The sequence below is a fragment of the Flavobacterium zubiriense genome (genome assembly GCF_041729725.1).
GTDB lineage: Bacteria > Bacteroidota > Bacteroidia > Flavobacteriales > Flavobacteriaceae > Flavobacterium > Flavobacterium zubiriense.
Map to the genome: position 1 here is coordinate 127,479 of NZ_JBCFQL010000007.1, position 21,494 is coordinate 148,972.

At 33.0% G+C, this 21,494-nt stretch carries 17 protein-coding genes and 1 other RNA gene; 12 read left to right on the plus strand and 6 right to left on the minus strand.

The annotated features are described in order from the left end of the window. Window positions 1–76: 76 nt before the first annotated feature. The 8 genes from AAGV28_RS08035 to AAGV28_RS08070 all read left to right on the plus strand — a co-directional run bounded on the left by AAGV28_RS08035 (window position 77) and on the right by AAGV28_RS08070 (window position 12,295). Complete coding sequence (locus AAGV28_RS08035; protein ID WP_373406302.1) at window positions 77–1,588, plus strand: hypothetical protein; 1,512 nt, start codon at window positions 77–79, stop codon at window positions 1,586–1,588. A 282-nt stretch (window positions 1,589–1,870) separates the two neighbouring features. Further along, window positions 1,871–5,563 carry a phosphoribosylformylglycinamidine synthase gene (gene purL, locus AAGV28_RS08040; RefSeq protein WP_373406303.1) on the plus strand — a complete coding sequence of 1,231 codons (3,693 nt, stop codon included), beginning with the start codon at window positions 1,871–1,873 and terminating at the stop codon, window positions 5,561–5,563. A 124-nt stretch (window positions 5,564–5,687) separates the two neighbouring features. After that, the gene (locus tag AAGV28_RS08045; RefSeq protein ID WP_373406304.1) at window positions 5,688–6,443 is read left to right on the plus strand and encodes a LuxR C-terminal-related transcriptional regulator; all 756 of its coding nucleotides are present in this window, start codon (window positions 5,688–5,690) and stop codon (window positions 6,441–6,443) included. A gap of 163 nt (window positions 6,444–6,606) precedes the next feature. Further along, complete coding sequence (locus tag AAGV28_RS08050) at window positions 6,607–7,902, plus strand: tetratricopeptide repeat protein (protein WP_373406305.1); 1,296 nt, start codon at window positions 6,607–6,609, stop codon at window positions 7,900–7,902. 18 nt (window positions 7,903–7,920) lie between these two features. Further along, window positions 7,921–9,240 (plus strand): tetratricopeptide repeat protein, encoded by a 1,320-nt coding sequence (locus tag AAGV28_RS08055; RefSeq protein ID WP_373406306.1) that lies wholly within the window; start codon window positions 7,921–7,923, stop codon window positions 9,238–9,240. A 32-nt stretch (window positions 9,241–9,272) separates the two neighbouring features. Continuing rightward, a complete protein-coding gene (locus AAGV28_RS08060; RefSeq protein WP_373406307.1) occupies window positions 9,273–10,979 on the plus strand; it encodes a hypothetical protein in 1,707 nt (568 codons plus the stop codon). Window positions 10,980–11,164: 185 nt separating this feature from the next. Next, window positions 11,165–11,605 (plus strand): DUF2059 domain-containing protein, encoded by a 441-nt coding sequence (locus AAGV28_RS08065; RefSeq protein WP_373406308.1) that lies wholly within the window; start codon window positions 11,165–11,167, stop codon window positions 11,603–11,605. 264 nt (window positions 11,606–11,869) lie between these two features. Beyond that, window positions 11,870–12,295: an HIT family protein gene (locus AAGV28_RS08070; RefSeq protein ID WP_373406309.1), complete on the plus strand. Its 426-nt coding sequence runs from the start codon at window positions 11,870–11,872 to the stop codon at window positions 12,293–12,295. A 463-nt stretch (window positions 12,296–12,758) separates the two neighbouring features. Here the strand turns inward: AAGV28_RS08070 and AAGV28_RS08075 are convergent, their stop codons facing one another. Continuing rightward, on the minus strand, window positions 12,759–13,637 hold the full coding sequence (locus tag AAGV28_RS08075) for an SDR family oxidoreductase (protein WP_373406310.1): 879 nt from the start codon (window positions 13,635–13,637) through the stop codon (window positions 12,759–12,761). A gap of 121 nt (window positions 13,638–13,758) precedes the next feature. On the opposite strand from AAGV28_RS08075, the gene AAGV28_RS08080 reads away from it, so the two are divergent. Beyond that, a complete protein-coding gene (locus tag AAGV28_RS08080; RefSeq protein ID WP_373406311.1) occupies window positions 13,759–14,127 on the plus strand; it encodes a winged helix-turn-helix transcriptional regulator in 369 nt (122 codons plus the stop codon). On the opposite strand, the gene AAGV28_RS08085 is transcribed toward AAGV28_RS08080, so the two are convergent. Continuing rightward, on the minus strand, window positions 14,124–15,545 hold the full coding sequence (locus tag AAGV28_RS08085) for an ATP-dependent DNA helicase (RefSeq protein ID WP_373406312.1): 1,422 nt from the start codon (window positions 15,543–15,545) through the stop codon (window positions 14,124–14,126). The genes AAGV28_RS08080 and AAGV28_RS08085 overlap by 4 nt on opposite strands. A gap of 453 nt (window positions 15,546–15,998) precedes the next feature. Here AAGV28_RS08085 and AAGV28_RS08090 point away from each other — a divergent pair, with 453 nt between their 5' ends. Both AAGV28_RS08090 and AAGV28_RS08095 read left to right on the plus strand, forming a co-directional pair. After that, window positions 15,999–16,805, plus strand: coding sequence for a DUF3822 family protein (locus tag AAGV28_RS08090; protein ID WP_373406373.1), 807 nt, complete (start codon window positions 15,999–16,001; stop codon window positions 16,803–16,805). Continuing rightward, window positions 16,802–17,392 (plus strand): RsmD family RNA methyltransferase, encoded by a 591-nt coding sequence (locus AAGV28_RS08095; RefSeq protein ID WP_373406313.1) that lies wholly within the window; start codon window positions 16,802–16,804, stop codon window positions 17,390–17,392. The genes AAGV28_RS08090 and AAGV28_RS08095 overlap by 4 nt, the downstream gene beginning before the upstream one ends. Before the next feature lie 72 nt (window positions 17,393–17,464). Here AAGV28_RS08095 and rnpB read toward each other — a convergent pair. Beyond that, window positions 17,465–17,830, minus strand: an RNA gene (gene rnpB / locus AAGV28_RS08100) — RNase P RNA component class A. A 132-nt stretch (window positions 17,831–17,962) separates the two neighbouring features. Between rnpB and AAGV28_RS08105 the strand changes: the two genes are divergently transcribed. Continuing rightward, window positions 17,963–18,268 carry a hypothetical protein gene (locus tag AAGV28_RS08105; protein ID WP_373406314.1) on the plus strand — a complete coding sequence of 102 codons (306 nt, stop codon included), beginning with the start codon at window positions 17,963–17,965 and terminating at the stop codon, window positions 18,266–18,268. A 197-nt stretch (window positions 18,269–18,465) separates the two neighbouring features. On the opposite strand, the gene AAGV28_RS08110 is transcribed toward AAGV28_RS08105, so the two are convergent. The 3 genes from AAGV28_RS08110 to ychF form a co-directional block, all read right to left on the minus strand. Continuing rightward, window positions 18,466–18,993 (minus strand): NADPH-dependent FMN reductase, encoded by a 528-nt coding sequence (locus AAGV28_RS08110; RefSeq protein WP_373406315.1) that lies wholly within the window; start codon window positions 18,991–18,993, stop codon window positions 18,466–18,468. After that, window positions 18,990–19,922 carry a YihY/virulence factor BrkB family protein gene (locus tag AAGV28_RS08115; protein WP_373406316.1) on the minus strand — a complete coding sequence of 311 codons (933 nt, stop codon included), beginning with the start codon at window positions 19,920–19,922 and terminating at the stop codon, window positions 18,990–18,992. Before AAGV28_RS08115 ends, AAGV28_RS08110 begins: the two co-directional genes overlap by 4 nt. Window positions 19,923–20,232: 310 nt before the next feature. Continuing rightward, window positions 20,233–21,327: a redox-regulated ATPase YchF gene (gene ychF / locus AAGV28_RS08120; RefSeq protein WP_373406317.1), complete on the minus strand. Its 1,095-nt coding sequence runs from the start codon at window positions 21,325–21,327 to the stop codon at window positions 20,233–20,235. Between the last annotated feature and the right edge of the window lie 167 nt (window positions 21,328–21,494).

Here is a 21,494-nt window from a genome sequence, read left to right on the forward strand (position 1 = left end):
GCATATTCTTCAATCAGTTTTAAAATTTAATCCTAACCAATAAGATTTTTTCTATTTTTACAAAAAAACAAAAACCATGCGTCCTTTTTCGCTATTATTTATCTTCGGAATATTACTTTCAATCTGTTCTTGTCGTACCGATTTTTCTACTGTACCCAATGATGGAAAATTAGTTTTTTCGAAAGATACCGTTTTTTTAGACACTGTTTTTTCGACCATTAGTTCGAGTACGTATTTGTTAAAAGTCTACAATCAGAGTAAAAACGATATTACTATTCCAACGATTAAATTGAGTAAAGGTCTCAATTCTAAATTCCGTATGACCGTTGACGGAATGCAGGGCGAAAACAACAAAATTTTCAATAATGTCACGCTGTTAGCCAATGACAGTCTCTATGTTTTTATCGAAACCACACCCATCATTGCCGATGCGAATCCCGATGATTTTTTATACACCGACGATATTGAATTTGATAGCGGAACTAATTTGCAAAAAGTAGCCTTACTTACTTTAGTAAAAGATGCTGTTTTCTTGTATCCAAAGCTTTTAAGCAATGGAAAAACCGAAACAGTAACTTTTGACAACAACGAATTGAGTGGTTTTTATCTTGACGAAAATGATGCTGTAAATGGCAACGAACTGCATTTTACCAATCAAAAACCTTATGTGATTTATGGTTACGCCACCGTTCCTGAGGGCAAAAAAGTAGTTTTTGATGCAGGTGCTCGTGTTTATTTTCATGCTAATTCGGGTTTGATTGTACCACAACTAGCTAGCTTAGAATGCAACGGAAACGTTTCTGCTACTAACAAACAAGAAAACGAAATTATTTTTGAAGGCGACCGTCTCGAACCCTTGTATGCTAATGTGCCTGGACAATGGACTACAATTTGGCTTCGTGATGGTAGCACAGCACACAAAATAAATCATGTTACCATCAAAAATGCGACAATAGGTTTACGAATTGACAATCAGGACAACACCACCGTTTCGATAAAAAACAGCCAAATTTACAATTCGTCCAACTATGGAATTCTGGCTCAAAATGCAAAAATTGAAGGCGAAAACATAGTTATCAACACCGCTGGAGAAGCGGCATTAGCGTGTACTTACGGTGGGAATTACCAGTTTACACATTGTACTTTTAACAACAACTGGAAGAGTTTCCAACAATTTGCTCTAGAAATCAACAATTACAAAACAGGCGCAAACCCAGAAACGTCTAATTTAACCCAGGCTACTTTTAACAATTGTATCATTTATGGTGCTTTTTCTAACGAATTAAATTTGGATAAAAAAAATGCCGCAACTTTTGAATACCAATTCAATAATTGTCTCCTAAAATCGGATGCAAATAGCTCGAATCCATTATATAATTTTAATAATACCGTTCATTATAACAACATTATCCTCAATCAAAATCCTCGTTTTTTATCCGTTCAAAACAACCAATTGAATATTGACAATACTTCTGCCGCTTTCGCAAAAGGAAATCCGGCTTATTCCATTCCGTTAGACATTAATGGAAAAACCAGAACTTCACCTCCTGATTTGGGTGCTTATCAAAGTATGGTGTTTCCTGAATGAGTTTAAAAATTACCGCAGATTCGCAGATTTTTCAGTTTAGTTTGTCATTCCGACGAAGGAGGAATCTCATCAAGTGACTCACACAACGGAGATTCCTCCTTCGTCGGAATGACAAGACTGAGTAAACACTACAAATCAAACTCTATCTGAATTCTACCTTCTACAAACTTACAAAGAGCACCAAAACATACTAAAAACGACTACTTTAAAAAGTCTTTTTTACACTTGTCCGTCCTGTTTTTTTAAACTAAATTTGCATCGCAATTCATCAAACACAAAACAATGATTCATTTCTTTGAAAACCAAAGCAACGCAATTTTTGCCGTACAAACACAAGGCGAAATTTCGGCTCAAGATATTTCTAAACTGAACTGGCTTTTTGCCAATGCAAATAAGATAGAGAAATCCGTATTGACGGATTTTTTTGTTGGTCCTCGCGCCACGATGATTACGCCTTGGAGTACCAATGCTGTTGAAATTACTCAAAATATGGGGATTTCTGGAATCATTCGTATCGAAGAATTTTACAAAGCATCAGAAGATTTTACTGATTTCGACCCAATGCTTTCTCAAAAATACACCGAATTAAATCAAGATATTTTTACCATCAATGTACAACCAGAAGCCATTTTGGATATTGAGGATATTGCTGCTTACAACAAACAAGAAGGTTTAGCTTTAAGCTCAGAAGAAGTAGACTATTTAGATAATTTGGCAACCAAATTAGGTAGAAAACTAACGGATTCTGAAATTTTTGCTTTCTCACAAGCGAATTCAGAGCACTGTCGTCACAAGATTTTCAACGGCACTTTTGTTATTGACGGCGTTGAAAAAGAAACTTCTCTTTTCAAATTAATCAAGAAAACATCACAGGAAAACCCTAACGATATTGTTTCGGCTTATAAAGACAATGTCGCTTTTGTAAGAGGACCAAGAGTGCAACAATTCGCTCCAAAAACGGCCGACAAACCTGATTTTTATGAAGTAAAAGAATTTGATTCGGTTATTTCATTAAAAGCAGAAACACACAATTTCCCAACCACTGTGGAGCCTTTCAACGGAGCTGCAACAGGTTCTGGAGGAGAAATTCGTGACCGTTTGGCTGGTGGTCAAGGTTCGTTGCCAATGGCTGGAACTGCGGTTTATATGACTTCATACTCTCGTTTGATGTCCTTCGACTCCTCTCAGGATGACAGAACTTGGGAAAAAGGAATGAACGAAAGAAAATGGTTGTACCAAACTCCAATGGACATTTTAATCAAAGCTTCAAACGGGGCTTCTGATTTTGGAAATAAATTTGGACAACCGTTGATTACAGGTTCTGTTTTGACATTTGAACATGAGGAAAAAGCTTCGACAGGCTCAGCTCAGGCTCGTAAAATTGGTTACGACAAAGTAATCATGCAAGCAGGTGGAATTGGTTACGGAAAATTAGATCAGGCTATCAAACACAAACCACAAGAAGGCGATAAAATTGTTATCCTTGGTGGAGAAAATTATAGAATCGGAATGGGTGGTGCTGCGGTTTCATCAGCAGACACAGGAGCTTTCGGTTCAGGAATTGAATTGAATGCTATTCAACGTTCCAATCCAGAAATGCAAAAACGTGCTGCTAATGCCATTCGTGGTTTGGTAGAAAGCGATCATAACCCAATTGTTTCCATTCACGATCATGGTGCTGGTGGACACTTAAACTGTCTTTCAGAATTAGTGGAAGAAACTGGAGGATTGATTGATTTGGATAAATTGCCGGTGGGTGACCCTACACTTTCGGCAAAAGAAATTATTGGTAACGAATCGCAAGAAAGAATGGGATTGGTTATTGGTAAAAAAGATATTGATACTTTACAACGCATTGCCGACAGAGAGCGTTCGCCAATGTATCAGGTGGGTGACGTAACTGCTGACCACCGTTTTACATTCGAATCAAAATCCACTGGTGCAAAACCAATGGATTATGCTTTGGAAGATTTCTTTGGAAGTTCTCCAAAAACCGTAATGACTGATAAAACCATTGACTACAATTATTCAGCATTAGAATATTCCGCAGCCAAAATTGCTACTTATTTAGAACAGGTTTTACAACTAGAAGCTGTGGCTTGTAAAGACTGGTTGACTAATAAAGTAGACCGTTGTGTAGGTGGAAAAGTAGCCAAACAACAAACTGCAGGATCATTGCAGTTGCCATTGAACAATTGCGGAGTGGTAGCTTTGGATTTCCAAGGAAAAGAAGGAATTGCAACCTCAATAGGACACTCTCCTATTGCATCGTTAATTGACCCAGTTGCTGGAACAAGAACGGCTATTGCGGAATCATTATCGAATATTGTTTGGGCTCCTATTAAAGACGGATTGAAAGGGATTTCTCTTTCGGCCAACTGGATGTGGGCTTGTAAAAATGCAGGTGAAGACGCTCGTTTATATGCTGCTGTTGAAGCTTGTTCAGACTTTGCAATCGAATTGGGAATCAATATTCCAACCGGAAAAGATTCGCTTTCGATGAAACAAAAATATCCAAATGACGAAGTAATTGCTCCAGGAACGGTAATTATTTCGGCTGGTGGAAACTGTACTGATATTAGAAAAGTAGTTGAGCCAGTTTTACAAAAAGACGGTGGTTCTATTTATTATATCAATTTGTCTCAGGATGATTTTAAACTAGGAGGAACTTCATTGGCACAAACCTTGAATGCCATTGGAAACGAAGCACCAACAATTAAAGACGCTGCTTTCTTCAAAAATGCGTTTAACACTTTGCAAGAATTGATTTTAGACAATCAAATCTTAGCTGGACATGATATTGGAAGTGGTGGTTTGATTACTACTTTGTTAGAAATGTGTTTTGCTGATGTGAATTTGGGAGCAAAAATTGATTTCTCTGTTTTTGAAGAAAATGATTTGGTAAAGATTCTTTTCGCTGAAAATATTGGAATTGTATTTCAAGCAAAAGAAGATGCAAGAATCGAAAACAAATTAAAAGAAAACAATATTGAATTCTTTAAAATTGGTTCAGTGAATAGTACTGAAACTTTAGACCTTGGACTTTCGACTTTTGACATCAAAAAATACAGAGACATCTGGTTTAAAACGTCTTTCTTATTAGACCAAAAACAATCTAAAAATGGAACAGCTCAGGCACGTTTTGATAATTACAAAAACCAAGTTTTAAATTATACTTTTCCTGCTCATTTTACTGGTAAAGCACCTGTCATCTCGAGCGCAGTCGAGAGACCAAAAGCAGCTATTATTCGTGAAAAAGGAAGTAATTCGGAACGTGAAATGGCAAACGCTATGTACTTAGCCGGTTTTGATGTAAAAGACGTTCACATGACCGATTTGATTTCGGGTCGTGAAACATTGGAAGACATTCAGTTTATTGGAGCTGTTGGAGGATTCTCTAATTCAGATGTTTTAGGTTCGGCTAAAGGTTGGGCTGGAGCATTCAAATACAACGAAAAAGCAAATACAGCTTTGAAAAACTTCTTTAAAAGAGAAGATACTTTATCGGTTGGAATCTGTAACGGTTGTCAGTTATTTATGGAATTAGAAGTAATTAATCCAGAGCATAAAGTTCACGGAAAAATGCTTCATAACAACAGTCACAAACACGAAAGTATTTTTACATCGGTAACTATTCAGGAAAACAAATCGGTGATGTTATCTACTTTAGCTGGAAGCACGCTTGGAGTTTGGGTTTCTCATGGTGAAGGAAAATTCAATTTACCAGAACCCGAAACCAACTACAATATCGTTGGAAAATACGGTTACGATAGCTATCCTGCAAATCCTAATGGATCTGATTTCAACACAGCCATGTTATGTGACACAACGGGTCGTCATTTGGTAATGATGCCACACATTGAGCGATCTACATTCCAATGGAACTGGGCAAATTATCCAAAAGACAGAAATGACGAGGTTACACCTTGGCATGAAGCATTCGTAAATGCTAGAAAATGGATTGAAAAAATCTAATTTTTAGTTTTAAATATTAGAAAGCGTTCTCGAAAGAGAGCGCTTTTTTTATGAAATAAATTATTACAAAATTATTCTTTATTAACATTTTTTTATGTTAATTTGCTAGCATAAATAATAAATTATGCTTCCAAATATACAGAACCTACATGATGTTTGGCTTTCTAACAGGACAGCTAAAACGTCTTCTACTAATCAAATCTCTTTTGATGATCTTACTAACTCCATTATAAGCACAGGACCATTTTCATTTTATATCATCGATTTTTTTGATATGTCTCTTTCTCATATTAGTCCTTCAATATATGAAATGCACGGATTTAATCCAGAATCTATAACTTTTAATGATGTGTTAGGAGCTATTCATCCAGAGGATATCAACTTTGTTATAAAGGCTGAAGATTTTTTGACAAAATTTTTCTCTGATACTATTGGTCGTGAAAAATTATTGACTTACAAAATTAGTTATAGTCACAGAGCAAGGCTGGCAAGCGGAGAATATGCATTGTTTAACCATCAAGCATTAATGCTCACTATGGATGACAATGGTGGCTATGGTAAATCATTAAACATCCACACCCGTATCGACCACTTAAGCAATTTGAATACCTACAAAATATCACTTATTGGACTTAATGGTGAACCGTCATTTATGAATTTAAGTCTTGATGAAGAAAATAAGGAATTTAAAGAATTTTCTAAAAGAGAGATTGATATTATTAAACTAATAGGAAGCGGTTTAAACAATACTGAAATTGCCGAAAAACTCTTTATTAGTCCTCTAACAGTTAAGAAACACCGCAATAATATACTGACGAAATCCGATTCTAAAAATACGGCAGAACTTATTAAAAACTGCATTCTTCAGGGGATAATTTAGAATTTCTTAATAAAAAATACTCCAAAAGGTGTATTTTTTTTAAACTTCGGTTAAACTAGTTTTGTTGCAATTGCAAAAGAGGTTAAAAACCTTTAAATTAAATATTGGTGGAAATAAGTAAGAAATTCAAAGATTAATTAATTAATTAACTAAAAAAATAATTATGAAAATAAAATTTTTATTATTGGCGGTACTAATACTGTTTTGCTTAAATAATGTCAATGCACAATCTCATATTTCCACGGGTAAATATGCTTGCCAATTAGTCCCTAAATCTAGAGGTTATGAGAAATATACATGTCCTGCATGTGCGGCAAATGATGTAAAGGTAGCCCAAGCAAAGGCTGCAGAAGATAAACGTAGAACTGATGCCGCTATTGCTAAAGCAAATGCTGATAAAGCAGCACGTGATTTGGCTTATAAAAAAACGCAAAAAGAAAGAGAAGAGAAAAATAAAGTAACAGAGGTTAGTCTAGCAATGCCCTCGGATGCATCTTTGCCAAATTCAAATTCGAATACAGAAAACACTAATTCCAATTCAATTAGTGAAACACCTGTATATACACCTACTTATACCAAACAGGATGTTACCAACCAGATGATTAACCAAGCTGCAACTTTGGCGGGTGGTTTAATAAACGATTGGAATGCTAATTACGAAAAGAGAATGGAAAAAAGGAAAGCAGAAGAAAGTGCAGCATTTGAAGCGGCTTACGAAAAAAAGACCGAAAAATTTAAGGCTGTGTACTTACCTTTAATGGATTTGGCAAAGAAAGGAGATGAAAATGCAAAAATGATATTATATTTTGCTAGTAAGGAACTCAGACGTGAATATCTTGTCCCACAGCGAGATCAGTGGTATCAAAAGGCATTAGCCAATAATAATACAGATGCCCAATTGTTAAAAGCATTCAATCTTATTCTTTCTTACAAAAAAGGAGATGAAAGTCCAGTTCCTTATGTGGAAAAAATAGCCGAGAAAGGAAGTGTAGATGCTATGGTGATGCTGGGAGATTGGTATGACATAAGTGATAAAAGTAGATTTGAATTTGGAGGGAATGATCCAAAAAAAGCAATGGAATGGTATGAAAAAGCAGCAGCAAAAGGAAGTCCTAATGCCATGTACTATTTAGGAATGATATATAAATATGGAAGGACTTATAATTACTCTGGACCCATAAAAAAATGGCACGTCAAATATGATGTTGTTCCTGATGAAAAAATAGCATTTGATTGGTTCACAAAAAGTTTACAGCCTGATGTTGTACAATCTATATTTTCAAATGGAACTTCATACGAACGTTTTTCATCCGGATTCAATCATGAAACATACCCAGAACTGGCTTACTTTTATAGAAAAGGGAAAATAGTGCCTAAAGATAAAGCAAAAGCAGATGCGCTAGAATTTAAGGTGCTGTTTGCCTATAAAAATAAACAAAAATATGAATATGTAGATTAACATTTAAAAGAAAATATTATGAAAGTAAAAATTTTATTATCGACACTGTTGATACTATTTTGTTTAAACTATGCGAATTCACAATCACATATATCTACGGGGCAATATGGCTGCAGGCTTGTTCCATCTTCGTTAAATACAGAAAAACATCTTTGTCCTGCATGTGCTGCAAATGATTTAAAGGTAAAACAAGCAAAGGCTGCAGAAGAAAAACGAAGAAGTGATGCCGCAATTGCTAAAGCAAATGCTGATAAAGCAGCACGTGATTTGGCTTATAAAAAAGCGCAAAAAGAAAGAGACGAAAAAAATAAAGTAACAGAGGTTGGTCTAGCAATGCCCTCGAATACATCTTTACCAAATTCAACATCAAATACAGAAAACACTAATTCCAATTCAATTAGTGAAACACCTGCATATACACCAACTTACACCAAACAGGATGTTACCAATCAAGTGATTAACCAAGCCGCAACTTTAGCGGGTGAATTATTAAATGATTGGAATGCGAATTATGAAAAAAAACAGGCACGACTTGATGCAGAGTATAAGCAAAAGATATCCGATGAATATGATGCAAAGAGAAAAAAAGAGAAAACCAAATTTGTAAAAGAATTTTTACCTCTAATGAGACAAGCCGAAAATGGAGATGAAAACGCTAGATTAATATTATACTTTTCTAGCGAAACTCTTTTTTTTAGTACTCATTTACTAACTCAAAATTGGTTCGATGAAGCAAAGAGTAAAAACAATATAGATGTCTTGTTATATGAATTGAGTTTTGGAGGATATAGCGAAGAGAATATTAATAAATTAAAAAATGTGTCTGATATGGGAAGTCCTGAAGCTACGCTAATATTAGCCGATTGGTTCAATAAAAAAGAAACTAAAAGTTGGGGACAATTTCAGCGTGGAGGAGAAAATGTAGAAAAGGCTTTAAAGTGGTATGTTAAAGCTGCAGAGTTAGGTAGTCCAATGGCTATGTATCGTTTAGCTATGATTTATAAATATGGAGTTACACATCCAGAAGAAGAGCGTATGTTTCGAAAATTAAGAATGGAATACAGTAATTCTATTAAAAATGAAAAACTTTCATTTGAATGGCTTTCTAAAGCAGCTTTACTGGCTAATTTTAAGCAGACAATATTTTCCCGAATATTACAAACTGAATTTACTACGGACACTTTTACTCCATTTGTATTTAAAGAATTGTCTATTATGTACAATAAAGGAAAAGTTGTTAAAAAAGATAATCTAAAAGCTAAAGAGCTCGCAATGTTAGCTGAAAATTATAAGCCTGCGGTTGAAAACGAAAAGTTCTACATTACTGAAAGGTATTAAAAAACTACTAATAATAGCAAGATTTAAGGGTTATGGCTCACAACGATAATCAAATTAGACAAAAATATTTTTCAAACCATTCTAAACTAAAAATTACTATGAAAAAAATTATACTATTTGCTATGCTATTTGGAATGAGTAGTGTAAACTGGGGACAAGATAAAATAACTTGTTTAACAGCTAGTGGGCCTGATTTATTAGAGACTAAAAAAGAAGTAAAATATGGTACGCCTTTATGTGTTGAAGTATTAGGAGTTAATACTTTTTTAATGAAAACATATTCAACATATACCCCTATAAATTTTGATTTTAGTACAAAAGGATTTTTAGACTTTAATTTCCCTGAAAAACAAAGCACATCTGAAGCAGAGGTAAATAAAAAAGGTAAACTAAGTGATATTAACATTGTTTCAGAGATGATTTTACTTGAAAATAAAATCGATAATAAAAAAATTCTAATTAATAATTTAGAATTGAAAATGGCTACTTCGGGAAGTAATGATATTGACAAGCTACAGATAAAAAATTTAGAAGAAGAGATAGCTAATTTAAAAATCAAATCAGATAAGTTGGATGAAGAAATAAAAAAGTTAACCAAAAATAATGAAAAACTTAAAAAGCAATATGATTCAATTTTTAATATTGTTACTCAATCTCAAAAATTCAAAGATGAATTTAAGATTTTTCAAAAACACTTTTTAAATATTGATAAATATACAACACTAAAAAATACCCTTTTAAAACAGATAAATAGGGATAGCATATTTATAAGTAATACAAAAAACTTTCAAGCACGAAGTAAATCCAGTTACAATGCTGTTTATGGACTTGAAGATGATCATTTAAAACAAAAAATAAAAGTAACAGAAGAATTAAGCAATCTTGAAACATCATACCTGAATTTAGTTTCAATATTCGAACAGTTAAATATTTCATTCAAAAACAAAGAGCTTAAACTTTCTGGAGAATTGAAAGATGGGAAAAATGTTTTAAAATTTGATAAAATTACCGCTAGTTTTGAAACTAAATATCTGTTTGGAGAAGAAATGAAAAAGGTAAAAGTAATTAATGATAGTTTAATCCAATCAAAAAACAGAACTAAAATAATTGAAGAAGCACAAGCAGGAATAGATCTTTATGATGAGATTATGAATAGTAATTTTACAAAAACAATTATATCAGATAATGTTTATGATGATAGTGCAAAAATAAAACTTCAATTAAAAAACAACAAAGGTAAAGTAGTGTATGAATACCGTGAATTCGAAGTGAAGTCTTATGGTAATTGGAAAGTAAATGGAAGTGCAGGATATTTTTTAAATTTTATATCCGATGATAATTATACTATTAGAAAAAAAAATGAAACAGACCCGATATCTAAAACAGGTATTTCAAAAGCTAGTAGTAGTGCTTTAAAACATTCATTAGGCGGATTACTCCATGCATATTACAATTTTAAAGGAAGTGTAGATGCTGGATTTTCGGTAGGATTAAGCATCAATGATAATGCAAATGTTGGTTTTTATATGGGAGGAAGTGTATTTTTAACAGAAACGAATCGATTAGTAATAACATCTGGAATTTCTTTCAATAAAATTAACAAAATTAGTATGTCAAACCTAGTCTTTGAAGAGACAAAACAGCAATATAATTTTACAAATGAATCAGATACAGAAATCAGATATGATGAAGTTTACAAACCTGCTCTTTTTATAGGTATTAGTTATAATCTATTTTAAAATTAAGCTTTTACATTGTGTAAATACCAGAAAATGGATTGAAAACAACTAAATCTTAGTTATCTAAATATAAAAAAGCGTTCTCGAAAGAGAGCGCTTTTTTTTGTGGGATAATTTTTATTAGTCAATTTTAAATCCTTACTTTTGATTAATTATAAACCTATAAATTACAAATCAACCAAACCATGAAAAAATCATTCTTAATTTTAAGTTTCTGTGTTCTTTCTCTTTCAGCAAATGCACAAAGCACTTCAAAAAGCGAAAAAATAAATCAATTGATGGAATTAACAGGTTCTGGTAAAATGGGAATCCAAGTTATGAACCAAATGATTAATAGCTTTAAGACTGCTCATTCTTCAGTTAAAGATGAATTTTGGGAAGATTTTAAAAAAGAAATAAAAGCAGAAGATATTACCAATATGATTATACCTATCTATGATAAGTATTACACCGAAACTGATATTGATCAAATAATTACATTTTACAATTCTCCTGTTGGAAAAAAAATGATTGCAACAATGCCACAAGTCATGCAAGAATCTATGGCTGTTGGGCAAGTTTGGGGAAAACAAATTGGCGAAAAAGTTCTAGAACAACTTAAAGCAAAAGGGCATTTAGAAAAATAAACCTCTCTGGACTTAAAGTCCGTAGATTTGGTTTGGCAGATTGAAAGTCTGTGAGGTTGAAAAGTAAAATCCACCGCAAATTCGCAAATTTAAAGACTTGCAAAGAAAAAAATAATTTGCGAATTTGCGGTGAATATTTTTAGAACCTGAAAGGAAAATACACTAAAGCACATAGTTTTAACTATTTTTGAGATCAATAAAATAGTATGAACAACTTTGCCTGAATCTATCAAAAACACTTTACTAATTTTATAAAATAAAAATATGCCATCACCAGTTTCTGAATGTTTGTATTGCCAGGAAAACGAAACATTACACAACCTAATGATTAAAATTACCGATTTGAAAGTATCGCAATTGTTCTTGTTTAAAGAGCAATCGTACACAGGTCGTTTGAATGTAGTTTACAAAGACCATGGAGTTGAATTTCATGAACTAAGCAACGAACAACGCAATGCTTTTATAGATGACGTTGCAACCACTGCAAATGCTATTGCAAAAGCCTTTAATCCTGATAAAATCAATTATGGTGCTTTTTCAGATACTTTGTCACATTTGCATTTTCATATTGTTCCAAAATACAAAGACGGATATGGTTTTGGAAGTGTTTTCGAAATGAATCCAAACAAAGTAGCACTTTCGGATACTGAATATGATGCGATAATTGAAAAAATTAAAGCAAACTTATAAAAGTCTGTTTAAATTTATTTAAAAAAAGAAATTTTCTTTTTCCCCGCCCCTAAAGGGTGGAAAATTTCTTGAAAATTCATCAAAATTACACCCTTTAGGGTTAGGGGAAATTAATTTTAATGAATTTTTGACAGGCTCTAAAAGTCTTCAAGCTTTAGAAATAGAAATCCTCTTTTTAAATCGGTTAAAAAGAGGATTTTCTTTTATCATGTTCTTTATACCTAGATCAATAGGAATACGGATCTGTCTGCCGACAGGCAGTTTGAATTGATTTTAACAGAATACCATAGATTAAAATGGAATCGGTAGCGTTTTTTTTTCGTAAATAGAGACGCAACTTGAACATATTTGATCTTTTATCTCTACACTTAATAAGTTATAAACTTACAGAAATCAAAAACTTATGTGTCTTAATGGCTTTTCGATCTTGGGTATTTTTTTTTAAATCTTTTCTTTGAAAAAATTATTTTAGATAAACCGCTTTTAAAAAATCAGCTAAAGTTGTTGGTTTTCTTCCTAATAATTTTTCCAAATCACTTGATTCAGCCTGAAATTCTCCTTGCTTGATTGCTTCCCCAAAACTTACAAACATTCCGATATATTCTGCTGGTACAGCTGCGTTTTTCAGTACATTTGAAAATATTTCAGCACTTGGACTTGTATAACTTACTGTTGAATTGGTAATTTCGCTCAAAGTATCCGCAATATTTTGCATCGAATATTTTTCTACATTATTCATAGCATATTCTTTATTTTCGTGTCCAGTTGAAGTCAAGACATTAGCCACTGCTTCAGCTAAATCATTTCTCGAAACATAAGCAGCCTGACCTTCGCCAGCAGGAAAAAAGATTCCTTGTTCTAGTACTTTTTCTCCAAGGAACATTGGCAGTACATCCAGATACAAATTATTTCTAAAAATAGTATAATTGATTCCACTTGTTTTGATAGCATTATCAGTATCAATATGCGATTGAGCTAAAAAAGCAATCGGAGAGGTTTCTGTCTCATTTTTACGTTCAAAACTGGTATATAAAATGTGTTTGACTCCAGCTTCTTTTACGGCTTTAACCACATTCAATTGTTGTTTACTACGGTTTACCAAATCAGTTCCAGAAACCAATAACAATTTATCGATTCCTTGAAAAGCTGCTAACAAAGAATCATAATTATCATAATCCCCTATTTTTAAATTGATTCCTTTTTGCTTTAAGTCTGATGCCTTTCCTTCATCTCTAACCAAAGCCGAAATAGTATTTGCAGCAATTCCTTTATTCAATAAAAAATCGATTGTTAATCTCCCAAAATTTCCTGTAGCACCTGTAACTAAAATTTTTGTATTCATTATTTTTAAATTTTTATGATTAATTTTTATTCAAAGTTAACTACATTTGCTATATAAAATATAGTAACATACTAAAATATATCGATATACTTTAGTATACTAACAATAAAATCAACAGATTATGGAAATGGAAAATGCAATTAGTTTCAAAGAAGCCAAAGCCTGCCCGATTCAGTTTGTGTTAGCAGTAAATGATACTTTAAATGTAATTAGCGGAAAATGGAAATTACCTATTATAGGTTCTTTATTATTTGAAAAAAGACGATTCACAGACATTCAACGCAATATTCCAAAAATTACACCACGCATGTTATCCAAAGAATTGAAAGATTTAGAAGTGAACGGAATGGTCAAACGTACCGTTTATGATACCACTCCAATTACAGTTGAATATGAATTGTCCGAATCAGGAAAATTATTAAGTGATGTGCTGGACAAAATGTTGGAATGGGGTATGCAACATCGTGAAGCTACAATTGGTAAAAATTAATCCACAAAACTTTCGTCTTTAAATCCTATTAGGTACAATTTGTTTTTAGCACGAGTCATGGCGGTATACAACCAGCGAATGTAATCCCGGTCAATTCCATTAGGCAAATACGGTTGTTCTATAAAAACCGTATTCCATTGCCCTCCTTGCGATTTGTGACAAGTAATGGCATAAGAAAATTTCACCTGAAGTCCGTTGAAATATTCGTTGGCTTTTACTTTTTGGAATTGTTTGAATTTGGTTTCGCCTTCATAATCTTTTAAAACTTCCTGATACAATCGGTTTGATTCTTCGTAAGTCAATGATGGTGATTCACTTTTTATGGTGTCCAATAACAAAACCGTTTCAAACGGAATCTGATTGGGATAATCGACCATTCTGATTTTTACTTTGGCAAACTTAAATCCGTACAATTCTTTGATATTAAAAATCTCCAAAATTTCGATAATATCACCATTGGCAATAAAACCAGCTTCATCAGATTCTTTCAACCAAAAATAGTTGTTTTTGACCACCATCAAAAAATCTCCAGTAGACAATTCACTTTCTTTATCCAGAATTTTAGTTCTGATTTGCTCATTATATTGATTCGCTCTTTTATTCGAACGAACAATAAATGCGGTATCTTCGATACTATAATTACTGTAAGCCGAATTGATCGCATCCTGAATATCGTAACCATCAATGAGTCGAACGATGTCTTTGAACTTTCGAACATTAAACTGAAAATCGGTAATAAAAGAATCTTTCAATAATTCCCGAAGTTCGGTAGCATTATACAAAATCCCAGAACTCTCTTCCTGACGCATTACTTCGTCGAGTTCGATATAATCAACTTCCTTATTATAGTTCATACTCAAAGTACGAATATCCAAAGCTGGGCTAATGTCTAAATTTACAGGAGGCAACTGAGCGGTATCTCCCAAAAGAATCATCTTGCAATTGGTCCCCGAATACACATACGAAATCAAATCGTCGAGCAAAGAGCCGTTGGCATACATTTTAGAATCGGAATCCACATCTGAAATCATCGAAGCTTCATCGACTATAAAAATGGTATTTTTATGTTTGTTTTGTTGTAACGTAAAAGAAACACCGCCACCTGTATTTTTCTTTGGAAAATAGATTTTCTTATGAATAGTAAAAGCAGCTTTGTTCGAATAATTTGCAATTACCTTAGCAGCGCGACCTGTTGGCGCCAATAAAACATATTTTTTATTGATTTCTAAAAGATTATTTACGATTGTTGAAATAACAGTGGTTTTTCCCGTCCCAGCATATCCTTTAAGAACAAAAATGCTATCATTAGTTGTTTCAGTCAAAAAGATGGCAATCTTTTGAAAAAAAATATCCTGATTGTAAGTGGGAGAAAACGGAAATTTCTTTTTTAAAAGACTGTAAAACTGGGAGGAAATCATTGTTATTATTTTGTTGCAAATTACGTTTAATAAATGACAATTTCAAAAAGCAATGACAATGGCAATAAAAATCAATAGCAATAGCAATGGCAAAAACCAATCTTAATTTCTAAAAGAAATGGCAAAAATAATGGCAAAAACCAATCTTAATTTCAATACTGATTTAAGAGGTTTAAACAGATTATTTTTCCCGATTGTCATTACTTTTACTATTACTCTTTTTCCTCACAGTTTGTCATTCCGTAGGAATCTCAAAGAACAATTAAGATAAAATGTATAGATTCCTACGGAATGACAAAAAACTTCGCGATTCCTTCGTGTCTCTTTGTGGTAAAACTTTCGACAACTACATTACTCTTGAAATTACTATTGATTTTTGAAATTGTTATTGGCATTGCCATTGCTATTGCCATTGAAATTTGTAAGTTTGTCATTCAGAAAAAACATTCATTAATGGACATTACCGAAAAGAAATATAAAAAACTCTCCATTCAGGTTTCTTTGACTGGACTTTCTTTTTGCTGTTTTGACACGCTGAACAATACCGTTTCATCATTCAAGGAAATCCATTTTGATCCTTTCGAGAAAAATTTAAAAATAGAAGATTTGTTTGCGAATGCTTTTGCAGAACATTCGGAACTGAATGAACAATACGATGACGTTCTTGTAATTCACAACAACAATCTATCGACTTTTGTTCCTACGCCACTTTTTGACGAAAATTACCTGGGAAGTTATTTGCAATACAATACCAAAGTTTTTGAAACTGATTTTTTTGCTTTTGACGAAATCAGCAATTACGAAATCAATGCCGTTTATATTCCGTATGTGAATATGAATAATTTCTTTATAGACAAATTTGGTTCTTTCGAATACAAACATGCCAACAGTATTTTGGTCACTAAATTATTGGATGCATCCAAAAATGTGGACACTAAAAAAATGATGGTGCATTTTAATGCCACTCATTTTGAAATCGTGGTGATTCAAAACCAAAAGTTATTGCTTTTTAATTCTTTTGAATACCAAACTCCCGAAGATTTTATTTATTACATCTTGTTCACTGCCGAACAACTGAATATGAATCCCGAAAATTTCCCTTTGGAATTAATTGGGAACATTACTGCCGAAAGTCCGTTTTTTAAAATGGCTTACAAATACATTCGCAATGTTTCACTTCTTGATGTGGAAGATTTACGATGGAACAATTATTTTTCTGAGGCCGAAAACAGAAATCATTTTATACTTTTCAACTCATGAGAATCATTTCAGGAAAATACAAAGGAAGACGCATTAGCCCACCAAAAGGTTTACCCGTTCGCCCTACAACCGATATGTCCAAAGAAGCTTTGTTCAATGTTTTAAACAATCATTTTAGTTTTGATGGTTTAAAAGTCTTGGATTTATTTGCTGGAACTGGAAATATTAGTTACGAATTTGCTTCTCGCGGAAGTTCGCCTATCACTTCTGTTGATGGTGATTTTGGTTGTGTAAACTTCATCAAAAAAACGGCTTCCGAATATGATTTCCCAATTGCTGCAACTAAAAGTGATGTTTTTAAGTTTCTTGAAAAATGCAATGCTTCGTTTGACATCGTTTTTGCCGACCCGCCTTACGGATTAGACCAAGCCACTTTTGAAAAAGTAGTTTTACTTGTTTTCGAAAGAAACATTTTGAACGAAGAAGGAATGATGGTGATCGAACATTCTAAATATACTAAGTTGAGTCACATGGCTAATTTTTCTTTTCAGAAAATTTATGGCGGTTCTATTTTTAGTTTTTTCGAATTTGAATCGGAACAAGAAGTAGAAGGCGATTCTTTAGAAAATGATGGTGATGAAGAATAAACGAGTATAATTGAAACCTCTCAATAAAAACCATTAAGGAAATAATTCTTTAATGGTTTTCTTTTTTGAAAGAAAAAAAACAGACCTATAAGCCGGATTCTGTTCTCGTCTTGTTCCGAAAAACGAAACGATACCTTATCATTTATCTAGCCTTGTTGTTACCAACAAGATCGAGCTACCTACCCTTCAACAACGGACGAGAAATCCTTAAATGCTGATATACTTGGTATTTCACCGCATAGAGTTTACCTGGTTTCACTACAGCATTACCTGTACATACTTTCTGTTGCACTTGTCCTATCCGCCGCGGCGAATGACGGGTGTTACCCGCTATGCTTCTCTGTGGTGTCCGGACTTTCCTCTTTATTCCGAACTTGATTCGGAATCTTTTCAGATGCTGAAACGAGTTCAGCATAAAGCGATAAGGCGGTCTGTGCGGCAAAAGTACAATAATTAAACCGTGGTAACAAGTCTAATAAAACTACTTTAGCAAGCAATTTACAATACATTAGAGATAAATTGGTTATATTTAAAGTCTTGTCTTTAATAACTTTTAAAACATTCAATAGTATGGACACAATATATCATTATGCTTCTGTTTCAATAGCTTTAGACGAACTAAACGAAAATGGTTTTAATTACGACTTCAACCAGCATGAAGATGAGATTTTAAAAACCCCTAGCAATTATGAAATCAAACACATCTATCGTTATGAAGGAAATTCTAATCCTGATGATGAAGCCATTGTGTATGGTATCCAATCTAAATCAGGAAAAAAAGGAGTTTATGTAGCTGGTTTTGCTGCCAATTCTATTAATGAAACTGGGCAAACTTTGTTAGATATTGATATTAAATCAAGAAAAAACAGACTGTGATTTTTGTACAATTTTCAATACCATCCAAATGTCTAAAATAAAAAGTACCTGAGGTTTCCTTATTTTTGTTTTGCGAAAAATAAAATAATTTTATAGGACAAGTAGGTTTTATAAATAGGAATCGTTTAACTCCATCATTTTAAATACAAAAATAACACTGCTAGAGTTCTTTTGGCAAAAAAATAGTTTTTAAAAATTTAGATTTCTACACTATGCACAATCACTTTCAACTGATTATCTAATTCTTCATTGGAAATTTTGCCTTTTTTTAAGTCAAAATTGTCATTAAAACTAGGCAATGAAAAGGTAGCTTTCACATCGGCACCATAACGTGGAAAAGCGTTTTTAGCAATTTCTAACACTGACGCTCCTCCTCTACTACCCGGCGAAGTAGCCATCAATAACAGCGGTTTTTCTTGAAATACCTTGACATCAACTCGAGAACACCAATCAAAAATATTTTTAAAAGCGACTGAGAAATTCCCGTTATTTTCGGCTAAAGAAACCACTACAAAATCAGCTGATTGTATCTTAGACAAAAAAGCTTTTGCCAATTCATGTTGCCCTATTTCGGCTTCGATATCCACACTAAACAATGGCATTTGATAATCGTTCAAATCCAAAACCTCTACTGTGGCATTTTCAAAAATAGAAGCGGCATAAGTCGCTAATTTTTTATTGATCGAGTTTTTACTGGGGCTTGCGCCAAAGGCTATTATTTTCATTTTTTTGGTTTTATGAGAGGTTCAATTTCTATAATTTCTTTTTTAATTCGGACCGAATATTTATTTGGTCTAATCGCTCCTCCAAAATTATTGGCATATACTTTTGTAAACTCAGCTCCGAAATATAAAATGATTGCCGAATAATACACCCAAACTAAAATTATTATCACCGAACCCGCAGCTCCATACAATGTTGTTACTGAAGAACTTCCTAAATAAAAACCTATAACAAACTTACCTATTATAAAAAGTAAAGACGTAAATGAAGCTCCAATTAAGGCATCTCTCATTTTGATAATTCCGTCAGGAAGCGTTCTAAAAATAATGGTAAACAATAAGGAAATTATAGCAAAAACGATTATAACATTAAGTACATAAAAAAAATAAAAAGCACTTTCCGGAAAGTAATTCATAATTCGACCGCCTAGTAAATCCATTACCGTATTGACCATTAAACTCACCAACATTAAAAACCCAACCGAAGCTATCATTGAAAACGACATGATTCTATTTTGAATGAATTTTTTTAATCCACGATTAGGTTTTGCACTAATTCCCCAGATATAATTGATTGAACTTTGAATTTCGGCAAAAACACCAGAAGCCCCAATAAGCAACATAACAATTCCAAAAACAGTTACAAATACATTACTATCAGCAAGAGCCACATTCTTAATAGCATTTTGAATTTGGATTGCAGCATCATTACCAATCATTTCATTAATTTGTCCATACAATTGTCCAGAAACAGCTTCCTCCCCAAAGAAAAAACCACAAACCGTAATGATAATAATTAATAATGGCGGAAGTGCAAAAATGGTATAATAGGATAAAGCTGCACTCAATTTAATAGCATTATCATCTAAGAAAGCCAAACTGCTTTCTTTTAAAAGAAATCCTGCTCTGGATAAAAATTCTTTGGGCTTCATTTATTTTGTGAATTTATAATCTTTCAAATTTATACATTTTAGAGTATAAAAATTTTCAATATTCATTTTAAAAATTACAGGATATCCATGTTGTGGATGTAGCGTTTTTTTTAGTTAATAGTTCTGAGTCCTGAGTTCTGAGTTTTTAGTCCCTGGTAACATAGTCCTATTCCTTAGTCGAAAAACTAAATTTTGCAGCTAAGCTTTACACAAAAAAAACTGCCCAATTGCTTGAACAGTTCTTTCTATATTCATATTTATTTTCTTTATTCTTTTCTCTTGCTTCTCGTTTCTTGCTTCTAAAAAAAAACTACACATTAAAACGGAAATGCATCACATCACCATCCTTAACAATATATTCTTTTCCTTCTACTTTGAATTTTCCTGCTTCTTTAGCTTTTGCTTCTGAACCGTAAGTAACATAATCCTCATACGAAATTACTTCGGCACGGATAAATCCTTTTTCAAAATCAGTATGTATCACTCCCGCTGCCTGAGGTGCAGTAGATCCAATATTGATAGTCCACGCACGAACTTCTTTTACACCTGCCGTAAAATAGGTTTGTTGTTTTAACAATTTGTAAGCAGCACGAATTAAAACAGATGCACCTGGCTCAGTCAATCCCATATCTTCCAGGAAAACCTGACGCTCTTCGTAACTTTCTAATTCAGTAATATCAGCTTCAGCACCAACAGAAAGAATAATTACTTCCGCGTCTTCGTCTTTAACCAATTCTTTTACTTGGTCTACATATTTATTTCCGTTTACAGCTGAATTTTCATCCACATTACAAACATACAATACTGGTTTTGATGTAATTAACTGAAACGTTTCTAATAAAACTTCTTCATCATTATTTTGTGGAAGAACGGTGCGAGCTGATTTAGCTTGCAACAATGTTTCTCTTATTCTATCTAAAAGTCCTTTTTCAGTAATTGCTTCTTTATTTCCTGTTTTAGCAGCACGATTTACTTTTTCCAAACGTTTTTCAACCGTTTCTAAATCTTTCAACTGCAATTCGATGTCAATTGTTTCTTTGTCGCGAATTGGATTCACATTTCCGTCAACGTGAACAATATTATCATTATCAAAACAACGCAATACGTGAATAATAGCATTACATTCTCTAATATTTCCTAAGAATTGATTCCCAAGTCCTTCACCTTTACTTGCTCCTTTTACCAAACCTGCAATATCAACAATATCAACAGTTGCCATTTGAACACGTTCTGGTTTTACTAATTCTTCTAATTTATTGATACGTGGATCGGGTACATTTACCACACCAATATTAGGTTCGATAGTACAAAATGGAAAGTTGGCACTTTGCGCCTTAGCATTTGACAAACAATTAAATAAAGTTGATTTCCCTACATTTGGTAATCCTACAATTCCTGCTTTCATGATCGTATTGTTTACAGCTAGCGTTTTTCGCTATGCGTTTTAGTTTTGATTTTAAAAGTTGCAAATATAATATATAAAATTCATAGATAGCCTAATTCCATAATTAATAAGAAACGGCTATTTTTTTTAATGCTACTCTGTCCAAATAGGAATGTTTCAAACAAAAA